The organism is Methylibium sp. Pch-M (assembly GCF_004136295.1).
GTDB lineage: Bacteria > Pseudomonadota > Gammaproteobacteria > Burkholderiales > Burkholderiaceae_C > Methylibium > Methylibium petroleiphilum.
This window is the reverse complement of sequence record NZ_CP029606.1, coordinates 1,308,930-1,329,435: the sequence shown is the minus strand read 5'-3', so window position 1 is coordinate 1,329,435 and position 20,506 is coordinate 1,308,930. Positions and strand designations below refer to the sequence as shown.

23 protein-coding genes are annotated in these 20,506 nt (G+C 70.3%); 4 read left to right on the top strand and 19 right to left on the bottom strand.

All coding sequences use genetic code 11. The features are described from left to right. Positions 1-13 precede the first annotated feature (13 nt). The 4 genes from C1M51_RS06285 (at position 14) to C1M51_RS06270 (ending at position 4,689) form a co-directional block, all read left to right on the top strand. The gene (locus C1M51_RS06285; RefSeq protein WP_129448716.1) at positions 14-2,062 is read left to right on the top strand and encodes a DUF1302 family protein; all 2,049 of its coding nucleotides are present in this window, start codon (positions 14-16) and stop codon (positions 2,060-2,062) included. Positions 2,063-2,079: 17 nt separating this feature from the next. Continuing rightward, a complete protein-coding gene (locus C1M51_RS06280; protein ID WP_129448715.1) occupies positions 2,080-3,399 on the top strand; it encodes a DUF1329 domain-containing protein in 1,320 nt (439 codons plus the stop codon). Between the two features lies 1 nt (position 3,400). Next, positions 3,401-3,868, top strand: coding sequence for a nuclear transport factor 2 family protein (locus C1M51_RS06275; RefSeq protein ID WP_011830877.1), 468 nt, complete (start codon positions 3,401-3,403; stop codon positions 3,866-3,868). A gap of 119 nt (positions 3,869-3,987) precedes the next feature. Continuing rightward, positions 3,988-4,689: a methyl-accepting chemotaxis protein gene (locus tag C1M51_RS06270; RefSeq protein WP_129448714.1), complete on the top strand. Its 702-nt coding sequence runs from the start codon at positions 3,988-3,990 to the stop codon at positions 4,687-4,689. A 6-nt stretch (positions 4,690-4,695) separates the two neighbouring features. Here the strand turns inward: C1M51_RS06270 and C1M51_RS06265 are convergent, their stop codons facing one another. The 19 genes from C1M51_RS06265 to C1M51_RS06175 all read right to left on the bottom strand — a co-directional run bounded on the left by C1M51_RS06265 (position 4,696) and on the right by C1M51_RS06175 (position 20,505). After that, entirely contained in the window at positions 4,696-5,451 is a 756-nt protein-coding gene (locus C1M51_RS06265) for an urease accessory protein (RefSeq protein WP_129448713.1), read from the bottom strand. Further along, positions 5,448-6,317: a hydrogenase nickel incorporation protein HypB gene (hypB, locus tag C1M51_RS06260; RefSeq protein ID WP_242499987.1), complete on the bottom strand. Its 870-nt coding sequence runs from the start codon at positions 6,315-6,317 to the stop codon at positions 5,448-5,450. Before hypB ends, C1M51_RS06265 begins: the two co-directional genes overlap by 4 nt. A gap of 38 nt (positions 6,318-6,355) precedes the next feature. Beyond that, complete coding sequence (locus C1M51_RS06255) at positions 6,356-6,697, bottom strand: hydrogenase maturation nickel metallochaperone HypA (RefSeq protein ID WP_129448711.1); 342 nt, start codon at positions 6,695-6,697, stop codon at positions 6,356-6,358. Positions 6,698-6,723: 26 nt separating this feature from the next. Then, the gene (gene hypE, locus C1M51_RS06250; RefSeq protein WP_129448710.1) at positions 6,724-7,758 is read right to left on the bottom strand and encodes a hydrogenase expression/formation protein HypE; all 1,035 of its coding nucleotides are present in this window, start codon (positions 7,756-7,758) and stop codon (positions 6,724-6,726) included. A gap of 7 nt (positions 7,759-7,765) precedes the next feature. Then, positions 7,766-8,917 carry a hydrogenase formation protein HypD gene (gene hypD / locus C1M51_RS06245; protein ID WP_129448709.1) on the bottom strand — a complete coding sequence of 384 codons (1,152 nt, stop codon included), beginning with the start codon at positions 8,915-8,917 and terminating at the stop codon, positions 7,766-7,768. Next, positions 8,914-9,597 carry an SIS domain-containing protein gene (locus C1M51_RS06240; protein ID WP_129448708.1) on the bottom strand — a complete coding sequence of 228 codons (684 nt, stop codon included), beginning with the start codon at positions 9,595-9,597 and terminating at the stop codon, positions 8,914-8,916. The genes hypD and C1M51_RS06240 overlap by 4 nt, the downstream gene beginning before the upstream one ends. 7 nt (positions 9,598-9,604) lie before the next feature. After that, positions 9,605-9,922: a HypC/HybG/HupF family hydrogenase formation chaperone gene (locus C1M51_RS06235; RefSeq protein ID WP_129448707.1), complete on the bottom strand. Its 318-nt coding sequence runs from the start codon at positions 9,920-9,922 to the stop codon at positions 9,605-9,607. Beyond that, on the bottom strand, positions 9,913-12,372 hold the full coding sequence (gene hypF / locus C1M51_RS06230; protein WP_129448706.1) for a carbamoyltransferase HypF: 2,460 nt from the start codon (positions 12,370-12,372) through the stop codon (positions 9,913-9,915). The genes C1M51_RS06235 and hypF overlap by 10 nt, the downstream gene beginning before the upstream one ends. Beyond that, a complete protein-coding gene (locus tag C1M51_RS06225) occupies positions 12,369-13,604 on the bottom strand; it encodes a hypothetical protein (protein ID WP_129448705.1) in 1,236 nt (411 codons plus the stop codon). The genes hypF and C1M51_RS06225 overlap by 4 nt, the downstream gene beginning before the upstream one ends. Before the next feature lie 19 nt (positions 13,605-13,623). Then, complete coding sequence (locus C1M51_RS06220; protein ID WP_129448704.1) at positions 13,624-14,520, bottom strand: NifU family protein; 897 nt, start codon at positions 14,518-14,520, stop codon at positions 13,624-13,626. Between the two features lie 23 nt (positions 14,521-14,543). Next, entirely contained in the window at positions 14,544-14,765 is a 222-nt protein-coding gene (locus C1M51_RS06215) for a hypothetical protein (RefSeq protein WP_129448703.1), read from the bottom strand. 11 nt (positions 14,766-14,776) lie between these two features. Continuing rightward, positions 14,777-14,974: a hypothetical protein gene (locus C1M51_RS06210; protein ID WP_129448702.1), complete on the bottom strand. Its 198-nt coding sequence runs from the start codon at positions 14,972-14,974 to the stop codon at positions 14,777-14,779. Positions 14,975-15,003: 29 nt separating this feature from the next. Continuing rightward, the gene (locus tag C1M51_RS06205; RefSeq protein ID WP_129448701.1) at positions 15,004-15,999 is read right to left on the bottom strand and encodes a hypothetical protein; all 996 of its coding nucleotides are present in this window, start codon (positions 15,997-15,999) and stop codon (positions 15,004-15,006) included. Between the two features lie 166 nt (positions 16,000-16,165). Then, positions 16,166-16,480, bottom strand: coding sequence for a hypothetical protein (locus C1M51_RS06200; protein WP_129448700.1), 315 nt, complete (start codon positions 16,478-16,480; stop codon positions 16,166-16,168). Continuing rightward, positions 16,477-16,968: a hydrogenase maturation protease gene (locus C1M51_RS06195; protein ID WP_129448699.1), complete on the bottom strand. Its 492-nt coding sequence runs from the start codon at positions 16,966-16,968 to the stop codon at positions 16,477-16,479. The genes C1M51_RS06200 and C1M51_RS06195 overlap by 4 nt, the downstream gene beginning before the upstream one ends. Before the next feature lie 52 nt (positions 16,969-17,020). Next, on the bottom strand, positions 17,021-17,335 hold the full coding sequence (locus C1M51_RS06190; protein WP_129448698.1) for a hypothetical protein: 315 nt from the start codon (positions 17,333-17,335) through the stop codon (positions 17,021-17,023). Between the two features lie 65 nt (positions 17,336-17,400). Further along, complete coding sequence (locus C1M51_RS06185; protein ID WP_129448697.1) at positions 17,401-18,999, bottom strand: nickel-dependent hydrogenase large subunit; 1,599 nt, start codon at positions 18,997-18,999, stop codon at positions 17,401-17,403. Positions 19,000-19,017: 18 nt separating this feature from the next. Continuing rightward, a complete protein-coding gene (locus C1M51_RS06180) occupies positions 19,018-19,980 on the bottom strand; it encodes a hydrogenase (protein ID WP_129448696.1) in 963 nt (320 codons plus the stop codon). Positions 19,981-20,262: 282 nt separating this feature from the next. Continuing rightward, positions 20,263-20,505, bottom strand: a complete 243-nt coding sequence (locus C1M51_RS06175) for a hypothetical protein (protein WP_129448695.1) — start codon at positions 20,503-20,505, stop codon at positions 20,263-20,265. Position 20,506: the final 1 nt, after the last annotated feature.

Below are 20,506 nucleotides of genomic sequence, written 5' to 3'. Positions count from 1 at the left end.
CGAGGAGACAACGATGAAGAACAGACAAGAGACCGCGCGCCGAACCGGCGCGACCCCCCGCGCGGGCCAGCCCCGCCGCCCGTCCCGGCGCCGCCTCGCGCGCGCGGCGCTGGCCGGCGGCCTGGCCGTGTGCGGCCTGGCCCAGGCGCAGGACGCCGCCGCGCCGGTCGACCCCTGGAAGGTCGACGTCTACTACGAGAACGACACCCGCTTCCGGGGCAAGGACGCGACCGGCGAGCGCGTCGGACTCTCCAAGTTCCGCAACACCCTGCAGGTCGAGGCCGACAAGAAGCTCGAAGGCGGCTGGAAGTTCCGCAGCATCCTGCGCGGCAGCTTCGACGGCGTCTACCGCATGAACGACGACCAGTACGGCCGCAAGGCCGGCGGCGGCGTGCTGCTCGAGTCCCAGGGCGGACCGCCCCCGGTGCCGCACGGCAGCGGCATCGTCAACAAGGGCCTGGTCGACGGCCTCGGGCTGGTCAACAACGTCTTCGGCTTCAACGCCACCAACCCCGGCGCACCCAACTACAACCCCAACGAAGGCCTGCGCCTGCTCGGCGACCGCTGGCACGACTCGCTCAACGGCGGGGTGGAGTTCGCCACCCCCGTGCGCCCCTGCGACACCGACCGGCGCGGCTGCGCCGACTTCGGCGGCTACGGCGACAAGAAGCGCAGCGAGCTCGAACTGCCCGAGTTCAACGAACGCTGGGACGTCATCCGCGAGGCCTTCGTCACCAACACCGTCGGCCTGGCCGACGGCAAGCAGCTCTTCCTCAAGCTCGGCAAGCAGCAGGTGGTGTGGGGCCGCACCGACCTGTTCCGCGTGCTCGACGTGATCAACCCGGTCGACTACTCGCGCAACAACATCTACGACGAACTCCAGGACATCCGCATCCCCATGTGGATCGCCCAGGCCGAGTACCGCATGGGCCCGAGCGAGAGCATGCAGGACCGCAACCTGCAGCTGGTGTGGAACTTCGACAAGTTCCGCCCCAACAACCTCGGCCAGTGCGGCACCGCCAACGTCATCCTCGACGCCGGCTGCTTCTTCCGCGGCATGAAGAACCTGTGGGACAACGGCGGCACGGTGGCCAACTTCGCCAACGTCGGCCCCGGCGTGCTGCTCTCCACCGACTTCGGCCCCGGCCAGATCGGCCTGCGCGACGTGAAGCTGCCCAACTGGAGCCTCAAGAACACCCAGCTCGGGCTGAAGTACGAGGGCGTGAGCCAGGACGGCCTGTCGTTCTCGCTCAACGCCTTGACCTACCGCTCGCAGCTGCCCTCGCTGCACGGCGGCAAGGGCGCGACCAACTCCTTCACCGGCGAGACGCGCACCGACGCGCAGGGCGGCTGGCCCTACCTGATCGCCTTCGACATGCACTTCCCGCGCGTGAACCTGATCGGCGGCTCGATGGACTTCGAGTGGCAGGCGGCCAAGGCGGCGGTGCGGGTCGAGGCGGCCTTCACCAACGGCGAGGAGTTCGCCAACACCCTCAAGCCCCAGCTGTACTCGAAGAACAAGGTGTTCCGCTCCGTGGTCGGCTTCGACCGGCCCACCTTCGTGCCCTTCATCAACCCCAACCGCACCACGCTGTTCTCCGCGCAGCTGTTCTACCAGCACATCTTCGACCACGAGTTCGAGCGCGGCCAGTTCGGCCCGGTGGGCATGCCCGACTGGGAGAACAACGTGATCGCCACGCTGCTGATGAAGGCCTTCCTCGTCAACGACCGCGTCAGCCCGCAGCTGATCACGGCCTACGACGTGCAGGCCCGCGCGCTGGTCACCTCGCCGCAGGTCGACTGGATCGTGACGGACAAGTTCAAGATCAGCTTCGGGGGCAACTTCAAGCTGCGCAACGGCGAGGACCGCTGGAAGTTCGACGACTGCCGCTCTTGCAACCCGTTCCCGCCCTTCACCGCCCCCTTCGGCGACACCGACCCCCTGAGCGCCTACTCGCGCGGCCTCGGCGGCCTCGAGCCCCTCGGGCGCTTCCGCGCCGGCCCCATCGGCTCGGCCTGGAAGGAGAACGAGATCTTCCTCACCGCAAGGTATCAGTTCTGAAGCAGGAGACAACAACCATGACAACGAAGATTCAACAAGTCGGCCTGGCCTTGCTCACCGCGGGCCTGGCCTTCGCCAGCGTCCCCGCCGGCGCCGCCACCGAGGCCGACGTCGAGGCCTCGTTCAACCCCTACCAGGGCGGCTTCCCGAGCTTCCCCGGCATGGCGCCCGGCCTCGTCATCAACAAGGCCAACGTCGAGCAGTTCAAGGATGCGATGGACGCGGGCCAGTATCTGGCGGTCAAGAACGGCTGGACCGAGATGACGGTCGGCCCGACCACGCAGTTCACGCTCACCAAGTACTACATCGACGCGACCCGGACCAATCTCAACAAGGCCAAGCTCGGCGAGAAGACCGGGCAGATCAGTGGCTTCGTGGCGGGCCGGCCGTTCCCGGAGGAACCGCAGGAGTCCGACCCGCGCGCGGGCGAGAAGATCGCCTGGAACTACAAGTACGGCATCAACTGGGGCGACAACGCGGCGATCTACCCGTTCTACTGGAAGTACCGCAACATGACGACCGGCCAGGTCGAGCGCACGCTGAAGTTCAACTTCCACTTCCTGAACTTCAAGCACCGCGTGCAGCATGCCCCGGTGCCCGAGGTGACGCCCAACCCCTCGGAGCTGTTCCGCGGCATCTACCTCACGGTGCTCGAGCCGCAGGACCTGAAGAACACGCAGCTCCTGATCCAGCGCTACGAAGACGACCTGAAGTTCGACGACGCCTACCTCTACCTGGGCTTCCAGCGCCGCGTGCGCCGGCTCGCCACCGGACAGACGACGGACGCCTTCCTCGGCGCGGACATCATGATCGAGGACTTCGAGGGCTACAACGGCCGCATCTCGGACATGAAGTGGACGTTCAAGGGCACGAAGAACATCCTGATGCCCTACTACAACCACAACGAGCTCAAGCTCGCCGACGATCTGAAGGAGCCCGACGGCTACAAGTTCGTGGACTTCGGCGGGCAGGGCGGCTGCTTCCCGAACATCACCTGGCAGCTGCGCAAGGTCTATGTGCTGGAGGCGGTGCCGGTCAATCCGGCGCACCCGATCAGCAAGCGCACGCTGCACATCGATGCGCAGGTCTACAACATCAACCGCACGCTGATCTACGACCGCAAGGGCGAGCTGTGGAAGACCTTCACGATCGGCAAGTCGCATCCCGACCACCACCTGCCGGTCAACAAGGGCACCGGCATCGCGATCGACGACTCGTTCTCGGTGGTCGACGTGCAGGCCAAGCACTGCACCACCGGCCAGTTCAAGGGCCAGGTCGATCCCAAGCTCAACCCGCCCAGCCTGTTCCAGGTGCAGAACCTGCGCGGAGGAGACTGACATGACCGCACCGACCCTCAGCCGTGCGGCGATGGAGAAGGTGATCCGCACCTACTACGACGGCTGCAACGAGGCCGACGAGGCGAAGATGATCGCCTGCTTCGTGCCCGAGGCCGTGCACTACTTCCCGGCCGGCATGTACGGCGGCGCCTTCCGTGGCGCTGCGCAGATCGCCCACCGCTGGCGCACGGCGGTGGAGACGCTGGGCTCGTACTGGACGATCGATGCGCTGGTGATCGACGCCGAGACGGCCGAGGCGGCGATCGAGTGGACGCACTTCAAGACGAACCAGGACAAGGTGCTGCGCGGCGCCGAGTGCGTGGAGTTCGACCGCGCCTCGGGGCTGATCCGCGAGATCCGCGCCTTCTACGCGTCGCCGCAGGCCGAGGGCATCGCCCGGCTCGAGCTGGGCGACTTCGACTACGCGGGGCGCGGCTACCGCGTCACGTCGCCGCGCAAGCCGGCCTGAGGCAGCCACCGTGCCGGATGGCACGCCCCCGGCCTGCAGGGCCCGGGGCGTGCGCCCGCTGGTACGGACCCTGCTATCCCGGGGCAACGTTTCCACGCGGCTGCCACGAGCCGAGCAAGATGCCACAGAGTCTGATGACGGCGCACGCAGAACGTGCGCCCTCCCGGCCCCAGACCGGTGCCCCGGCGACGCTGAGGCTGTCGGGCGAGGTCTACGGCACGCTGATCAACCTGTCCGGACGTCGGCGCTTCACCTCGCAGCGCGTGGTGCTGTATGCGGTGCTGGCGATGCAGGGCCGCGACGGCGCGCTGGCGTTGTCCGCGGAAGCCCTGGCGGTGTTCCGCAAGGCCCACGCGGCGCTGGTGGACGGCGACGACACGCTGCCGGGCCTGTACTGCGACGAACTGCGTGACGCCCACTTCGGCGCGACCGGCGCCGACCGTGTGATCCGCGCCTTCATCGAGCTGGCCGAGCGGGTGCTGGAGGCCATCCCGCTGCGCACCCGCGCGGTGCCCGACCTGCTGGAGCAGCTGGTCGAGAGCGCCACGCCGCTGCTGGCGGTGCTGAACCGCGTGACCCAGGTCTACGAGGACCTGGCGAAACGCCAGGCCGCGACGGTGAAGAAGCAGCTGGCGGGCGTGATGGGCGAGATCGAGACGATCGCGAAGCAGGCGCGCATCGTGTCGTTCAACGCGCAGGTGATCGCGGCGCGGGCCGGCGACTCGGGACGGGAGTTCGCGGTGGTGTCGGCCGAACTGACGCAGATCACCGGCAAGCTCGACGGCCTGGTGCGCGAGGCGATGCGCAGCTCGGTGGCGTGAGCCGGCTCAGGCCAGCCACTGGCTGGCCACCACGTGCACACCCAGCCCGACGCTGAACAGCGCCACGATCACGCTGAGCGCGCGGTGGTAGCGGCCGAGGTGGCTGGCGGTCAGGCGCATCGGCAGCGCCACGGTCCAGGACAGCGCGGCCATGCCGACCACCGAGCCCAGGCCGAACAACACGACGTAGAGCAGGCCGATCCAGGGGTCGCGCACCTGTTGCAGCGTCAGCAGCACCAGCGCGGCCGAGCCGGCCAGCCCGTGCACCATGCCGACCAGCAGCGCGCGCAGCGGCAGCGGGCGGTGTTCGTGCCGGTGCTGGCGGTGATCGTGCGGCGCGGTATCGCCGCGGTGCGAGTGCGCGTGGAAATGCGGCACGGCATCGGCACGGGCGGCGTCGCCGTCGAGCGAGGCGGCCCGTGTCGCATCCGCCGGCGCGTGGGCATGGGCGTGGAAGTGCACCCGCTCGCGCCACAGCCGGCGCAGCAGGTCCAGCCCCAGCAGCACCAGCATCACGCCGACGGCGCCTTCGAGGCCGTGCACCCAGCGCTCGGACAGCACCACGCCGATCACCATCACCACGCCGCCGAACAGCAGCAGCGTGAGGGTGTGGCCCAGGCCCCAGAACACGCCCTGGCGGACGGCGCGGCGGGTGTCCTTCTCGCGCGCGACCAGCGTGGCCACGGCGGCCAGGTGGTCTGCCTCCAGCGCATGCTGCATGCCGAACAGCAGGCCGAACAGGAGCACGGTGCCGGTGATCATGCGGCGGCTCCCAGGCCCGCGAGCTCGCCGCGCAGCCAGCCGTACCAGGCGTCGAGCCCCTCGCCGCTGTAGGCGGACACCGGGAAGATGGCCAACCCCGGGTTGACGACCCGCGCGTTGTCGATCATGCGCTGCAGGTCCACGCGCAGGTGGGGCAGCAGGTCGGTCTTGCTGAGCAACAGCACGTCGGCAGCCTTGAACATGTGAGGGTACTTGAGCGGCTTGTCCTCGCCCTCGGTGACCGAGAAGATCACCACGCGGGCGTGTTCGCCCAGATCGAACAGCGCCGGACAGACCAGATTGCCGACATTCTCGATCATCAGCAGCGAGCCGGGCGCCGGCTGCAGGCGCTGCAGGGCGCGCTGCAGCATGTCGGCCTCCAGGTGGCAGCCGGTGCCGGTGTTGACCTGCACCGCCGCCACGCCGGTGGCACGGATGCGCTCGGCGTCGTTCTCGGTGGCTTGGTCGCCTTCGACGACTGCGATGCCCACCTGCCCCTGCAGGTCGCGGATGCAGCGCTCCAGCAGCGTGGTCTTGCCGGCTCCCGGGCTGCTCATCAGGTTGAGTGCGAGCACCCGGCGCCCGGCCAGCCAGCCGCGGTTGCGTTCGGCCAGCGCCTGGTTCTTGCCGAGCACCGCCGCTTCGAGCGCGATGGTCTGGGTGTCGCGCCCCGGCACCTGCAGCGCGGTGGGGGTGTGTGCGTGGTCAGGGTGAGGGTCCTGCCCGTGGACATGATCGTGTCCGTGGGGATGCCCATGCGCATGGTCATGGTCATGGTCATGGTCGTGGTCCGCCCCATGCGCGCCATGCGCATGCGTCGTGCCGTCCGCATGGGTGTGCACCTGCCCGGCGATTTCGCCGGGCATCGAAACGCGGGCCTGTCCCTCACCGCCGCAGCCGCAGATCACACACATGATTCCACCTCCATCTCGCGGATCTTCAATTCCTCGCCGGCGACGATGCGCAGGCTCGGTGCGTGGCAGCTCGGGCAGCGCCCGAGCGGCATCGTCAGCGCGTGTTCGCTGGCGCAGGCGCCGCAGCGGCCCCGGCCTTCGGGTTCGAGGATCTCCAGCACGGCGCCCTCCAGCGGGGTGCCCCGGCTGCACAGCTCGAAGCAGAAGCGGATCGCCTCCGCCATCAGCCCCGACAGACGGCCGACCTCCAGCGTCACGCGCAGCACCTTCTGGCCCTGCGCCCGCTCGCTGACGATCGCGACCACGTTGCGGGTGACGCCGAGTTCGTGCATGGCCAGGCTCGTGGCGTGACGGGGCGTCAGCAGATGCGCGGCAGCTGCTCGCCGACCAGCATGTCGACGACGCGCTGGCCGCCGAACAGCGTGTCCAGCAGCACGCTGCCGGCCGGCTCGGCGACGATCTCGCCGATCACCGCCGCGCCGGCGCCGGCCGGATGCGCCCGCATCGCCGCCAGCACCGCGTCGGCGTGCGTTCGTGGCACCACGGCCACCAGCTTGCCTTCGTTGGCCATGTAGAGCACGTCCAGGCCCAGGATCTCGCAGGCGCCGCGCACCTCGTCGCGCACCGGCAGCGCACTTTCGTGCACGCGCACGCCGACGCAGGAGCTGACCGCGAGCTCGTTCAGGACCGTCGCCACGCCGCCGCGCGTGGCATCGCGCACGCAGTGCAGGTCGGCGCAGGCGGCCAACATGGCCTGCACCAGGCCGTGCAGCGGCTGGCAGTCGCTGGCGACGGTGGCGTGCAGGTCGAGTTCGTTGCGCGCCAGCAGGATGGCCACTGCGTGGTCGCCGAGCGGTCCGTTGACGAGCACCACGTCGCCGGGCCGGGCGCGCGTGGCCGCGATGTCGACGCCGGCAGGCACCACGCCCAGACCGGAGGTGTTGACGAACAGCCGGTCGGCGGCGCCGCGCTGCACGACCTTGGTGTCGCCGGTCACCACCACCACGCCGGCCGCGCGCGCCTGCTCGGCCATCGATGCCAGCACACGCTCAAGTTCGTGCGTCGGCAGGCCTTCCTCGATGACCAGCCCGCATGACAGATAGAGCGGTTGCGCACCCGCCACCGCCAGGTCGTTGACGGTGCCGCACACCGCCAGCGTGCCGATGTCGCCGCCGGCGAAGAACAGCGGCGAGACGACGTAGCTGTCGGTCGTGAAGGCCAGCCGGTCGCCGCGCGCCAGCAGGCCGGCCAGGCCGATGCGCGCCTGGTCCTCCAGGCTGCCGAGCCAGGGGTTGTCGAAGGCCGGGACGATCAGGCGTTCGATCAGCTCGTGCATCGCCCGGCCGCCACTGCCGTGGGCCAGCGTGATCGAGGCGTCGCGGATCCCGCCCATGGCCGGCTCAGGACGGCACGGCCACCGCCGCGGTCGACCGCTCGGGCATCGCGATGCGTGCGTACTGGTAGTGCGCCGCGCAGGCGCCTTCGCTCGACACCATCAGCGCGCCCAGCGGCGTGTCGGGCCGGCACAGGGTGCCGAACACCTTGCACTGCGGCGGCTTGATCACCCCCTTGAGCACCTCGCCGCACTGGCAGCTCTTGGGGTCGGCGATCTTCAGGTTCGGCACCGAGAAGCGCCGCTCGGCGTCGAAGGCCGCATAGGCCTCGCGCATGCGGATGCCGGAGTGGTCGATCGAGCCGAGGCCGCGCCATTCGAAGAACTCGCGCAGCTCGAACACGCGTGCGATCGCCTGCAGCGCCGGCGTATTGCCCGGCTCGGGCACGACGCGCCGGTACTGGTTCTCGATCTCGCTGCGGCCCTCGGCCAGTTGCAGGATCACCATCCACAGCGACTGCAGGATGTCCAGCGGTTCGAAGCCGGCGATGACGAGCGGCTTGCCATAGCGCCGCGCGATGAACTCGTAGGGCGTGCTGCCGATCACCATGCTCACGTGGCCCGGGCCAAGGAAGCCGTCGATCTGCAGGTCGGGCGAATCGAGGATGGCCTTGACGGTCGGGATGATGGTGATGTGGTTGCAGAACAGCGAGAAGTTGCGCACGCCCATCGCCTCGGCCTGCAGCACGGTGAGCGCGGTGCTGGGCATCGTGGTCTCGAAGCCGAGCGCGAAGAACACCACCTCGCGGTCGGGGTGGGCCTGCGCGAGCTTCAGGGCGTCGAGCGGCGAGTAGACGGTTCGCACGTCGGCGCCGTCGGCCTTGGCCTGCAGCAGGCTCTTCTTGGAGCCCGGCACGCGCATCGCATCGCCGAAGGTAGTCATGATGACCTGCGGGTGCTCGGCAATCGCCACGCAGTCGTCCACGCGGCCCATCGGCAGCACGCACACCGGGCAGCCCGGGCCGTGCACGAACTCGATGCTGGCCGGCAGCAGGTCCTTGAGGCCGTAGCGGAAGATGGTGTGGGTGTGGCCGCCGCAAACCTCCATCACCTGCAGCGGGCGTGCGGCGTGCGCCGCCAGGCCGTCCGCCAGGCGCGTGATCTCGGCCACCAGCGTGCGCGCCAGTGCCGGGTCGCGGAACTCGTCGGCGAATCTCATGACGGGCCCCGTTCCGGACCGCGGTCGTCGGCCAGCAGCGTGTGCGTCAGATCCCAGAGGATGTGATAAAGCGCCACATGCGTTTCCTGCACGCGGTGGATGCTGTCGGTCGGCACCACGAGGCAGCAGTCGACGTGGAGGCTCGTCGCCATCCGGCCGCCGTCGCCGCCGGCCAGGCCGATCGTCGTGGCCGAACGCTGCTTGGCCGCAGCGAAGGCCGCGAGCAGGTTCTCGGAGTTCCCGCTGGTCGAGATGCCGACCAGGCCGTCGTGCCGGGTCAGGCAGGCCATGACCTGGCGCGTGTACACGTGCTGGAAGCCGAGGTCGTTGCCCACCGCGGTGATCACGGCCATGTCCTGGCTCAGGTTGACGGCCGGCAGCGCCGGGCGGCCGGCGGTGATCGGGTGCTGGAACTCCACCGCCAGGTGCGCAGCATCGCAGCTGGAGCCGCCGTTGCCCATGGTGTAAAGCCGTCCGCCACCGCGGTAGCAGGCGGCGATCAGCCGTGCCGCATCGACGATGCGCAGCGCGTGGTCGGCAAAGAAGCGCTGCTTCACCGCCACGCTGTCGGCGGCCTTCTGGCGCACCGACTCCAGCAGCGCGCGCGTCATGGCGGCCGGATCGGCCGCGGCCCCGCCCAGGTGCGGGTAGAGGCCGGCGAGTTCCTGCTGGTTGCCCATTCCGACCTCAGCCGCTGGCCGGCACGGGGTGCGGCGCGGTGCCGGGCGCGGCGGGGGTGCCGCGCATCGCCTGCAGCTCGGCCTGCGCCTCGCCCAGCTGCTGCAGCAGCTCGAGCGTGAGGCGGGCCTCGGCCTCGTCGATGCGGCTCATCGCGAAGCCCACGTGCACCAGCACCCAGTCGCCCACGCAGGCCGCCACCGGGTGCCCGTCGTTCACGACGCAGGTGATGTTGACCTCGCGGCGCACGCCAAGCACCTCCACCATCGCGAGCTTGTTCGGCTCGCTGGTGATCGCGACGATCTGGCCGGGGATGCCTAGGCACATGGGGAGTCCTCCTGCTGACGCGGCAGCGCGCGCGCCGCGGCGACGACCGCCTGACCGAGCGCCAGCCCGCCGTCGTTGCACGGCAGCTGCCGGTGCGTGAGCACCTTGTAGCCCCGTGCCTGCAAGCTGGTGGAGACGCGTTCGAGCAGCAGCTTGTTCTGGAAGACGCCGCCACTCAGCGCCACGACGCGCAGCGGCGCCTCCTCGCGGTCGGCGCGCGCGAGTTGCCCGACCATCCTCACGATCACCTGCGCCAGGCCCTTGTGGAAGCGTGCGGCCATCACCGGCACCGGGGTGTCGAGGATCAGGTCGCCGAGCAGGGCGCTCCACATCGACAGCGGCTCGACGTAGGGAAGGCCGTTCTCCGGCAGCCGCGGGATGGCGAACGGGTAGCCCAGGGCATCGTCCTCGTGCGCCATCACCTCGGGGTCGGCCAGCGCTTCCATCTCGATCGCGCCCTGGCCCTCGTAGGCGGCACGTTCGCGGCACAGGCCCATCGCGGCGGCCACGGCGTCGAACAGCCGCCCGCAGGAGCTGGCGCGCGGCGAGTTGATCTGTCGGCGCAGCATCGCGTCGAGCAGCTCGCGCGGCTTCGCCGCAAGGAAGGCGTGGAGATCGAGCCCGGCGTAGTTCATCGCGAACGCGGGCCAGCCCATTTCCGACATCAGGTGGGCGTAGGTGTTGCGCCAGGGCTCGCGCATGGCCAGCTCGCCACCCAGCAGTGCGACCGGCTTGAAGCTGCCGCGCCGCTCGAACGCGCGGTAGTCGACCAGCCCGAACTCGCCGCCCCAGAGGCTGCCATCCTCGCCGTAGCCCAGGCCGTCGAGCGCCACGCCCAGCACCGGTCCGGCGGCCAGCGGCCAGCCGTTGTCGGCCAGGCAGGCGGCGAGATGGGCGTGGTGGTGGCCGACCTCGATGGCGTGGCGGCCGCTGCGCGTGGCCATTTCGTGCGCGAGCTTCGTCGACAGGTAGTCGGGGTGTCGGTCGCAGGCGTGCAGCGCCGGCGCGAAGCCGAAGAAGCCGGGCAGGTCGTGCAGCGCACGGCGGTAGTCGGCCTGCGTGGCGGCATCTTCCAGGTCACCGATGTGCTGTGACAGCAGGGCCCGGCCCGGCTGCAGCAGGCAGAAGGTGTTCTTCAGTTCGCCGCCATAGGCCAGCACCGGCGGTGCGGCCTCGAAGCCGGCCGGCAGCGCGATCGGCGCCGGCACCAGGCCGCGGGCACGCCGCAGCACGCGCCGCGCGCCCGCTGCCACGCGCATGACCGAGTCGTCGATGCGGCGGGCGATCGGGCGGTCGTGGTCGAGCACGAAATCGATCTGCCCGCCGAAGCGCCGCGCGAGTTCGTCCAGCGTGATGGCCTGCGGCTCGTCGCTGAGGTTGCCGCTGGTCAGCACGATGGGCCGGGTCATGCGGCGCAGCATCAGGTGATGCAGGCCGATGCTCGGCAGCATGAAGCCGAGGGTGTCGAGGCCCGGCGCCACCGCGTCGGCGATGGCGGGCTGTGGTGACGGGGCGGTGCGCCGCGCGAGCAGCACCACCGGTGCGGCGGGCGACTGCAGCAGGCGGGCCTCCGCATCGTCCACCCGGCACCATGCACGCACGGCGTCGACGCTGGCGGCCATCAGCGCGAAGGGCTTGCGCTCGCGCCGCTTGAGGTCGCGCAGGCGCTGCACGGCGTGCGCCTGCGTGGCGTCGCAGGCCAGCTGGTAGCCGCCCAGGCCCTTGATGGCCACGACCTGGCCCCTGGCGAGCAGGGTTCCAGCGGCGTCGCAATCGTCGAGGAAGGTGTAGCTGTCGAGCGCGAAGGCGCGGCCGTCGAGGCGGCGGAGCACGACCTTCGGGCCGCAGGCGTGGCAGGCGATCGGCTGGGCATGGAAGCGCCGGTCGGCGGGCGACTCGTACTCCGTGCGGCAGGCGGCGCACATCGGGTAGTCCGACATCGTGGTGCGGGCGCGGTCGTAGGGCACCCCGGTGACGAACGACAGCCGCGGGCCGCAGTGGGTGCAGTTGGTCAGCGGGTAGCGGAAGCGGCGCGCGAACGGGTCGCTCATCTCGGCGACGCAGTCGGCGCACATTGCCGCGTCGGCCGCGATGGCGGTCACCGCGGCATCGGCGCCGGCGGGCTGGCGGCTGCCGGCGCTGGCCGCGATGACGAAGCCCCCGCCCACGCCGGACGGCCGCGCGATCGGCACGCGTTCGATGGCCGCCACCTGCGCCAAGGGCGGCGCATCGCTGCGAAGGCGCTGCGCCAGCGCGTCGAGCCGTTCGCGGGGTGCGACCGCCACGATCAGCACGCCGTCGGCATCGTTGCTGACCGAGCCGTGAACCTGCAGTTCGTTCGCGAGCCGCCACACCGTCGGCCGGAACCCGACGCCCTGCACGGTGCCGCGAACGCGGATGCGTTCGGCCACGACTGGCGCGTCCTCGGATTGCGCGGTGGTGGTGCTCATGGGCAATGCACCGTGTCGTGCAGCGGCCAGAGCAGCACGCGGTTGTTGCCGGAATCGGCGACCAGCAGCTGCGTGCCCTGCACCGCGACGCAGTAGGGCCAGCAGACGCTGTCGCGGGCCGCCGGCCGCCAGCGGTTGTCGCCCTTGCTTTGCCAGTCGGGTTGGGCGGCGAGCGCGCGGGCGGGCACGCCGTCGCGACGCAGGTCGGCGATGCACCACGCCAGCAGGCGCGAGTTGGCGGTGTCGGCGACGACCAGCCGGTCACCTGCCACGACCGCGCCATAGGGCATGTTGAGGCTGTCGGCATCGGGGTCGTAGTGGCCGCGGTTGTGCCCCACGGCCTCGGCGTTTGCCTGCCCGACGATGAGATCGCAGGGCGCGTGCTGCCGCGTCGGCGGGCCGCGCCACAGCATCAGGCGGTTGTTGCCGGCGTCGGCCACGCACAGCCCGCCGGCGGGGAAGCTGAGGGCGTGCGGCCAGCGCATGCCGGCCGCGCCCGGGGCGCACCCGGCGTTCTCGTCGCGGTGCGTGAAGTCGGGCTGGCCGAGCACCAACTCCGCGGCCTCGCCGTGGCGCTGTGGCAGACCCGCCCAGCGCAGCACGCGCCGGTTGCCGGTGTCGGCCACCCACAGGTGCGTGCCGTCCCAGGCCACGCAGTAGGGCCAGAACAGCGTGTCGGCACGCGGTGTGGCCAGGCCGCGGTTCGGATCGCCGTCGCGGAAGTGCGGCTGGCCCAGGACCACGTCGGGCGGCGACTGCGAGCGCTGCGGCCGCTGCTGCCAGATCAGCACCCGGTGGTTCCAGGCGTCGGCGACGGCCAGGCTGCGACCGTCGGTGCCGCAGGCGCAGAGGCCGGTCGGCACATTCATGCCCAGCGCGTCGACCGTACCGCGTGCGTTGCGGCCTTCGCGGTCGAAGTCGGGCTGGCCGAGCAGCCAGTCGGCGTCCGCGGCATCGGCGTCCGGCAACCGGTGCCAGCCGAGCACGCGGTGGTGGCCGGTGTCGCACACCCACAGCGAGCCGTCGCCGGCAGCGCACACGCCGCGGGGTCCGAACATCGTTCGCGCCGAGGGCCGCACCGGCCGGGCGAGTGCCGCGGGGTCGCCCGTCGCACCGAGGATGACGCGTGCACCGCGCGCGTCGAGCAGTGGGCGGCTCGGCGGCGCAGCTGGCAGAGGCCGCCGGGCGGCCGGCGCGAGCGAGACCCGGGTGATGACCGTGCTCGTGTCCATGGCCTTCGCTCGGTGGGGATCAGCGGCGCACCCGCACGAATACGCGCTCGCCGACCACCTTGACCGCATGGACCGCGAGCTGGACCTCGGGCACGGTCAGGCATTCGCCGGTGTCGAGCCGGTACGCGAAGCCGTGGTGCGGACAGTGAAGGCGGCCGCTCTCGACCACGCCGCCGTCGAGCGGCATGCCCAGGTGGGCGCAGGCGTTGTCGTAGCAGGCCACGCTGTCGCCGTGCCGGTACAGCAGCAGCTCGCGGCCTTCGGCTGCGCGGGTGACGATGTCGCCGTCGCGCAGCTCGTCGAGCCGGCACAGGTCTTCCCAGCCGCTGTCGTGCGGGCGCGCGAAGGGGCTGACGAAGTGCAGCACCTGGGCGCCGTTCTTCGCGCCCGTGCTGTGTTCGGCGGCGCCGCGACTGACGCGCGCGACCGTGCGGATCTCGGGGCAGTGCGCGCGGATGGATTTCTCGACACCCTCGCTCAACGTCTCGCCGGACGAGGGGCAGGACTGGCAGGCGCCGACCAGGCGCACCTCCACCGTGTCCGGCGGCCGGACCGCGACCAGCTCGACATCGCCGCCATGCGTCGCGAGGAAGGGGCGCACCTCGTCGAGCGCGCGGGCGACGCGCTCCTCCAGCGGCGCCTTCACCACGCCGTGGAAGCGCAGCACCTGGTAGACCAGCGGATCGCGCACCGCACGGTGCAGCAACGGCGCGGCGGCCGGATCGTCCTTCAGCGCGCGGATGAGGCGACGGAAGGCCTCGGCGTTGAGGTCCTCGATGCCGCTCTTGATTGCGGCGAGCACGCGTTGCTGCGCCTCGTCCCAGCCCTGCGTCAGGGCCTCGAGACTCGCCAGCTCGCCCGCGCGACGCGCCAGCTCGGCGGCCGATTGCGTGTGCAGGACGTCGGTGTCGGACATGAGGCTCGCCTTCTGGCACGCGCTCAGGCGTACTTGAGGTCCTTGAACAGCAGCGGCTGCAGCGCGCCGCCGACCAGCGCAGTGACCACCACCCCGACCAGCGGTGAGACCCACCAGCCCAGCGCCAGCATCAGCGCGAGGCTGACGGCGAAGCCCTTGAGCCACTGCGTCAGCACCGCGCGGCCGTCGCGGAACAGCTTGCCGGCGAGGAACAGGCGCACCGAGTTGATGAACATGTCGAGCATGGCGAGCCTCCTCAGCGTGCGAAGTACAGCACCAGCAGGCCGACCAGGCAGGCCGGCCAGGCCGCGGTGGGACCGAAGAAGGCGCCCATCAGCGCGGCCAGTTCCCGCCCCAGCGCCTCGGTGCCGATCTTCATGCCGCTGGCGGCGCCTCCGATCAGCGCCAGCGCCAGCGCCAGCAGCAGCAGTCCGATCAAGTGGATGGCGGTCATGGGGCCTCCTCGGGGTGGGTGGACGGGGCTCAGCTGGCGTGCGTGCGCCGGAGGCCGAGATCGATCTCGATCTCGCTGGCGGCCTGCGCCATCAGCGCGGCCTTGTCGGCCTCGCCGTGGCGCGCGAACAGCGCGCCGGCCTCGCGCACCAGCGCCAGCGCATCGATCAGCGGATCGCTCAGGTCGGCCTGCGACACGTCGCGCGCTGCGTCCTGCTCGAGGCGGCGCAGCACGTTGGCCTTGTTCGCGATGGTGTTGGCGTAGGCCAGCGGCGTGTCGTGCGGCGTGCGCACGCGCAGCGCCTCGTCGTAGGCGGCCAGCGCGCGCAGGTGGTTCTCGAGCACGTGGCTGGTGGTCGCGACCTGCAGCGCGTTGCCGAGGTTGTTCTGGATCATCGCGTACTCGCTCGGGTGATCGACGAGATTGACGACCTTCAGCACCTCCTCGAAGGACTGCACTGCGAGCGCCTCGCGCAGGCGGCCGCGTTCGTCGGTGGCGGGGATGGCGAGGTAGGCGACCGCGAGGTTGTTGTGCAGGATCGCGAACTCCTGCGGATGGTCCGCGCGGGTGAAGACGCGCAGCGCGCGCAGGTAGGCATTGATCGCGTCCTGGATGCGGGCACGGCCCGAGCCCGACAGCGCCTGCAGCACCAGGCCCAGGTTGAGCTCGACCTCGGCGGCTTCGGCCGCGCTGCCCTCGGCCTGGAGCACCGGCAGGGCCGTCTGCAGGCGCATCAATGCCTGCTCGAGGTGTTCGTTCGAGCGATCATCGTCCAGGTCGGGCAGGGCCTGCAGCGCGGTGCCGAGCCGAGCGGCGATGCGGGCCCTCTGCAGCGCGCCCGGCGCCAGGTCGAGCGCCAGTTCGTAGAGATGCACGGCATCGGCGATCTGCTGCGCGGACTGCGGCCGCTGCTGCAATCCCATCGCGATCTCCATCAGCATCTCGGCACGATCCTGCGGTGGCGCATCGGTGTCGTCGGCCGCGTTCAGGGCCGCTTGCAATTGCGTCTGCAACAGGGTCTGCATCGCGTACCTCCAGGGGCGGGAGATCGATGCAGATCAATCTAGGCCGGTGCGCAACGGCGGTCAAGAAGGTATGCGAGTGCAAAGAATGTATGCATCTCAAGGAGGCCGTTCGGAATGTTCCTGTTGCAGTGACAAGCACTCGCGATGCACCGCGGGCGCGGCCGGCTCAGTCCGTCACGATCAGACCCTCGATCCACAGCGCGCCCTCGTCGGGCGACCAGTGCACGCGGTAGTCGCGTGCGGGGTCACCGTCGCCGTGTCCGCAGCGCACCAGCAGGTCGGGGGCCAGCAGCACGCGATCGCCGGCCAGGTTGCGTTGCTTGAGCAGCAGGCCACCGGCCATCGGCCCGGTCAGCGGGACCAGCAGTACGCGGCCCTCGCGCACGAGCAGTGCGGCCGTGGCGGCCGCGGCGAGATGCTGGTCGTACGTGGCGCGCGGTATCAGGAGGCGGCCGTTGCCGGCGCGCACCGTGAGACTCATGGCAGCTTGCCGGCGGCGGCCGGCGCGCAACCGCGGATCGCGTCGACGATGTGGCCGACCACGGTCTCGACCGCGGCCCGCACGGGCATGCTGAGTTCGGTACCGAGGTCCAGCGAGGCGGCTTCGACGAGGTAGACGGTCACGTCGGCGGGAAAGTCGGCGCCGAGGATGCGCCGACCGGCGTGCACCGCATGGTCCCAGCGGAAGTCGTGCAGGCTGTAGGCGGGCGTGTGCGCGCGACCGATCTCCGAGCCGGGCAGGCGGAAGATCGCGCCGGGCGTCGAGCCCGAGCGGCATGCGTCGACGATCACCAGTTGCCGGGCCCCGCGGGCCTGGAACATGACCTCCATGCCGCCGGTGCCGGCATCGAACAGCCGCAGATCGGCGGGCAGGTCGTCGCGGAAACGCTCGCGCAGGCACTGCACGACGCGGACCCCGGCCGCGTCGTCGCTGCGGTTGAGGTTGCCGCAGCCGATGATGACGCGCATGCGGGCCGCCTCGCGGACCGTCAGCCGGGCCGGGCGCGGCGGCGGGGCGGGTTCAGATGCGCCACAGCCTGCACCACCATTCGGGCTCCACGGGCACGGCCAGCTCCGGCAGGTCGCACCACTTGCGATGCACCAGGTAGTACATGCACTCCTGGCAGCGCATCTGGTCCGGGCCGTAGGGCTGGTCGACGAAACCGCTGAGCACCAGCTTGCCTTGCAGGTCCCCGGCCGGCAGTTCACGCAACTGGGCGAGCAGCAGGCCGAACTCGCGGTCGTTCTCCGGGAACGGTTCGGTCTGCGTCTTCAGGCCGCTCGCCATCAGCGCACCGATCTGCTCGCGCAAGGTGTCGTCTTCGGTCTTGGACATCGTGTCTTGCTCCCCTGCAGGCGGGCCGCCCCGCACTTTCCGCGGTTTGCGCGCCCGGCAGGCCCTCAGCCGATCCGAAAGCGCGCCAGCTCGTCTCCGGTCTTGGCATCGTGCGCATGGACGGTGCACACCAGGCATGAATCGAAGGACCGCGCCACATGACCCACCTCGACCGGGTCGGCGGCATCGGCGATGGGCGCGCCGATCAGCGCCTCCTCGATCGGGCCGCGCCGCTGCGCGCCGTCGCGCGGACCCACGTTCCAGGTGGTCGGGGCGATGATCTGGTAGTTCTTGATCTTGCCATCCTTCACGTCGATCCAGTGACACAGGGCCCCGCGTATGGCCTCGGTGGCGCCCCAGCCACGGCCGTCACGCTCCTTGGGCTTGACGTACCACGGGTCGCTCAGCTTGAACTCGCGCAGGCAGCGCTCGGCCTGGCGGTAGAGCTTGATGGTCTCGTGCATGCGGGCGATCTGCCGCAGGTGCAGGCTGGCGCCGCCCATCTGCTTGAACATGTCGAGGATCAGCGGGTCGTGATGCTGCCAGCGCTCGCCGTGCTGGCCACCCGCCACCAGCTGCCGCGCGAACGGCCCCGCCTCGAGCCGGCCGAAATCGGCGTGCGAGACCGCGGAGGCCCACGAGTACTTGGCGGAGAAATCGCGGTCGTTCTTCTGTACCGGCTTCGTGGTGCGGTCGAACGGGTGCTGGTCGGCGACGCCCTCGTCGTACCACGCGTGGCTGAGGTTCTCGCGCGTGAACTTCTGGTCCATCAGCACGTGCGTGTCGCTCGCCGCGTCGTACACGCCGCTCTTCATGATGAGCGCGGCGTTGCGCGAATCGATGGTCGGCTTCTGGTACTTGTCCTCGTGCGGCAGATAGCCCCAGGAGACGTACTTGCCGACGCCGCCGCCGTACTGGTGCAGGCCCACGTCGAGGCCCATGCGCCAGTAGAAGCCGAGATCGGAGTTGGCGTGGGCCGGCGATTCGTCGAGCCAGGTGAGGAAGTCCTCGTGCGACTTGATCTGCTCGTAGCGTTCGAGCGTGCAGCCTAGCCAGCACGGCTCCAGCCAGTTGACCTTGAAGTACTCGAGGATCGCCCAGGCACGGGTGACGTCGGTGAGCGTCGGCGCGCACATCACGCCGCCCGGCACCATGTAGCTCGAGTGCGGCCACTGGCCGCCGAGCAGCGCGTAGATCTCGACCGGCTTGCCGGAGATCGTGACGCCGAGCTCGTAGGAGCTGCCGGTGAAGGGGGCGAAGCGCCGGCAGGCCTCTTCGTAGAACTTGCTGCCGCGGTACTTCTTGTTCGTCAGGTCGATCGCGTACAGGCCGTAGAAGTAGCGCGGCTGGCTCTGCAGGCTCTCGACGATCTGGCCGAGGTTGCGTGCCAGGATCGCGTTGCGCGGGACCTCGGTGCCCCAGGCGGTGTCGAGGGCCCAGGCTGCGCAGGTCAGGTGCGAGGCGCCGCAGATGCCGCAGGCTCGCGGTGTGACCACCAAGCCGGCCTGCGGGTCCTTGTCGCGCAGGATGACTTCGAAGCCGCGGAACAGTTCGGCCTGCGTCCACGCATTGGTGACGTGGCCGTCCTGGATCTCGACGCGGATGTCGAGATCGCCTTCGACGCGGCCGACCGGAGAGATGTCGAGTGTCTGGACTGATGACATGGTGCGTGCTCCTCTGGGTCAGACGACGAAGATATCTTTCTCGGCCCAGGGCGGTGCGGCGTTCTTGGCCGCGGCGGTGAGCGAGATGTAGCCCTTCTTGTCCACGCCCAGCGGCAGGTCCTTGGGCACGCCCATCACGGTCTGGGTCTTGAACACCGTGCCGGGTGCCAGGTCGAAGAACGGGAACTCGGGTTCGGTGCAGCCCATGCAGGGCATGCCGGCGCGCGTCTTCGACGACTGCCGGTTCCAGAGGATGCGGTTGCATGGCGAATGCGTCATCGGCCCGCGGCAGCCGAGGTCGTAGAACAGGCAGCCCTTGCGCTGGCCGAACTCGGTGGCGCTCACCTTGTAGGCGAAGTGCATGTTGCGGGTGCAGCCGGTCTGGGTGAAGCTCTGGAAGAAGGTCTTCGGACGCTGGAATTCGTCGAGGCCGATGTCGCCGGCGCGGCCGGTGGCGATGGCGACCACGATCTGCGTGATCCAGTCCGGGTGCGCCGGGCACCCCGGGACGTTGACGACCGGCAGGCCGGACTTGGAGACCCAGTTCTTGCCCAGGAAGCCGCCGTGGTTGCGCTTGAGGAACTGCAGTCCCTGCGAGTCGCTCGGGTTCGGGGCGGTGGCCGGGATGCCGCCCCAGGTGGCGCAGTCGCCGATGGCGACGACGAACTTCGAGGCGTTCGCGAGCTCCTGGACCCACTGCTTCATCGGGCGCCCGGCGAAGCGGTTCCATTCGCCGCTGCCGTTGGGCGCGTTGACCACCGTGCCCTCGAACACGAACACGTCGAGAGGGATGGCGCCGGACACGCAGTCGCGCAGCAGCTTCTGCAGGTTGTCGCCGAGTTCCAGCCCCAACGAAGGGTGCCAGAGGATGTTGATGCCGAAGTCGGTCACCAGATCGCAGGCGCTCGGTTCCTCGGCGTTGAGGAAGGACATCGTGTTGCCCGAACACGCACCGCCCTGGAGCCACAGTAGGTTGGCCATCAGCTGTCTCCTCTTGCTTGCCACGAAGGAACTCGAAGCGGGCCGGATCGCGCGGCAGGCGCGTCGGGGCGCTTCACCCGTCGTCTGCAGATGCATCGCACGTGCCACTTCGGGCACGTTGCGGGTTAGTCCCTGATTTCCCGGGCGTCGGCCCGGTGCGGCGCGCTGCGGGCAGCGCCCGGCTGGCTGCCAAGCAGGTTTGCAGCGGACCCCAATGACAAACCTGCTTTGCAGTGAGCGCCCTGCGCGCCGGCGCTGGCGGGGCCGCGCCGCGTCAGGCGCTCAGCCGTGCCGGTTGCCGCAGCGCGGGCACTGCGCCTCGAGGCTGTGGCCGTACCACAGGCCCTCGCAGCGGCTGCACCAGTGGCCGTTGAGTTGGTTGTCGGCCAGGCCCAGTTGCCGCGCCAGCGGCGTGATGCCGAGCTCCGCACGGCCCCCTGGGGCCCGCGGCGGTGCAACCTTCGACTGCGGAAAGCGCAGCACGCGGGCGCTGCGGCGGGGCGGGGTGGCGTCGTCGCGGTCCATC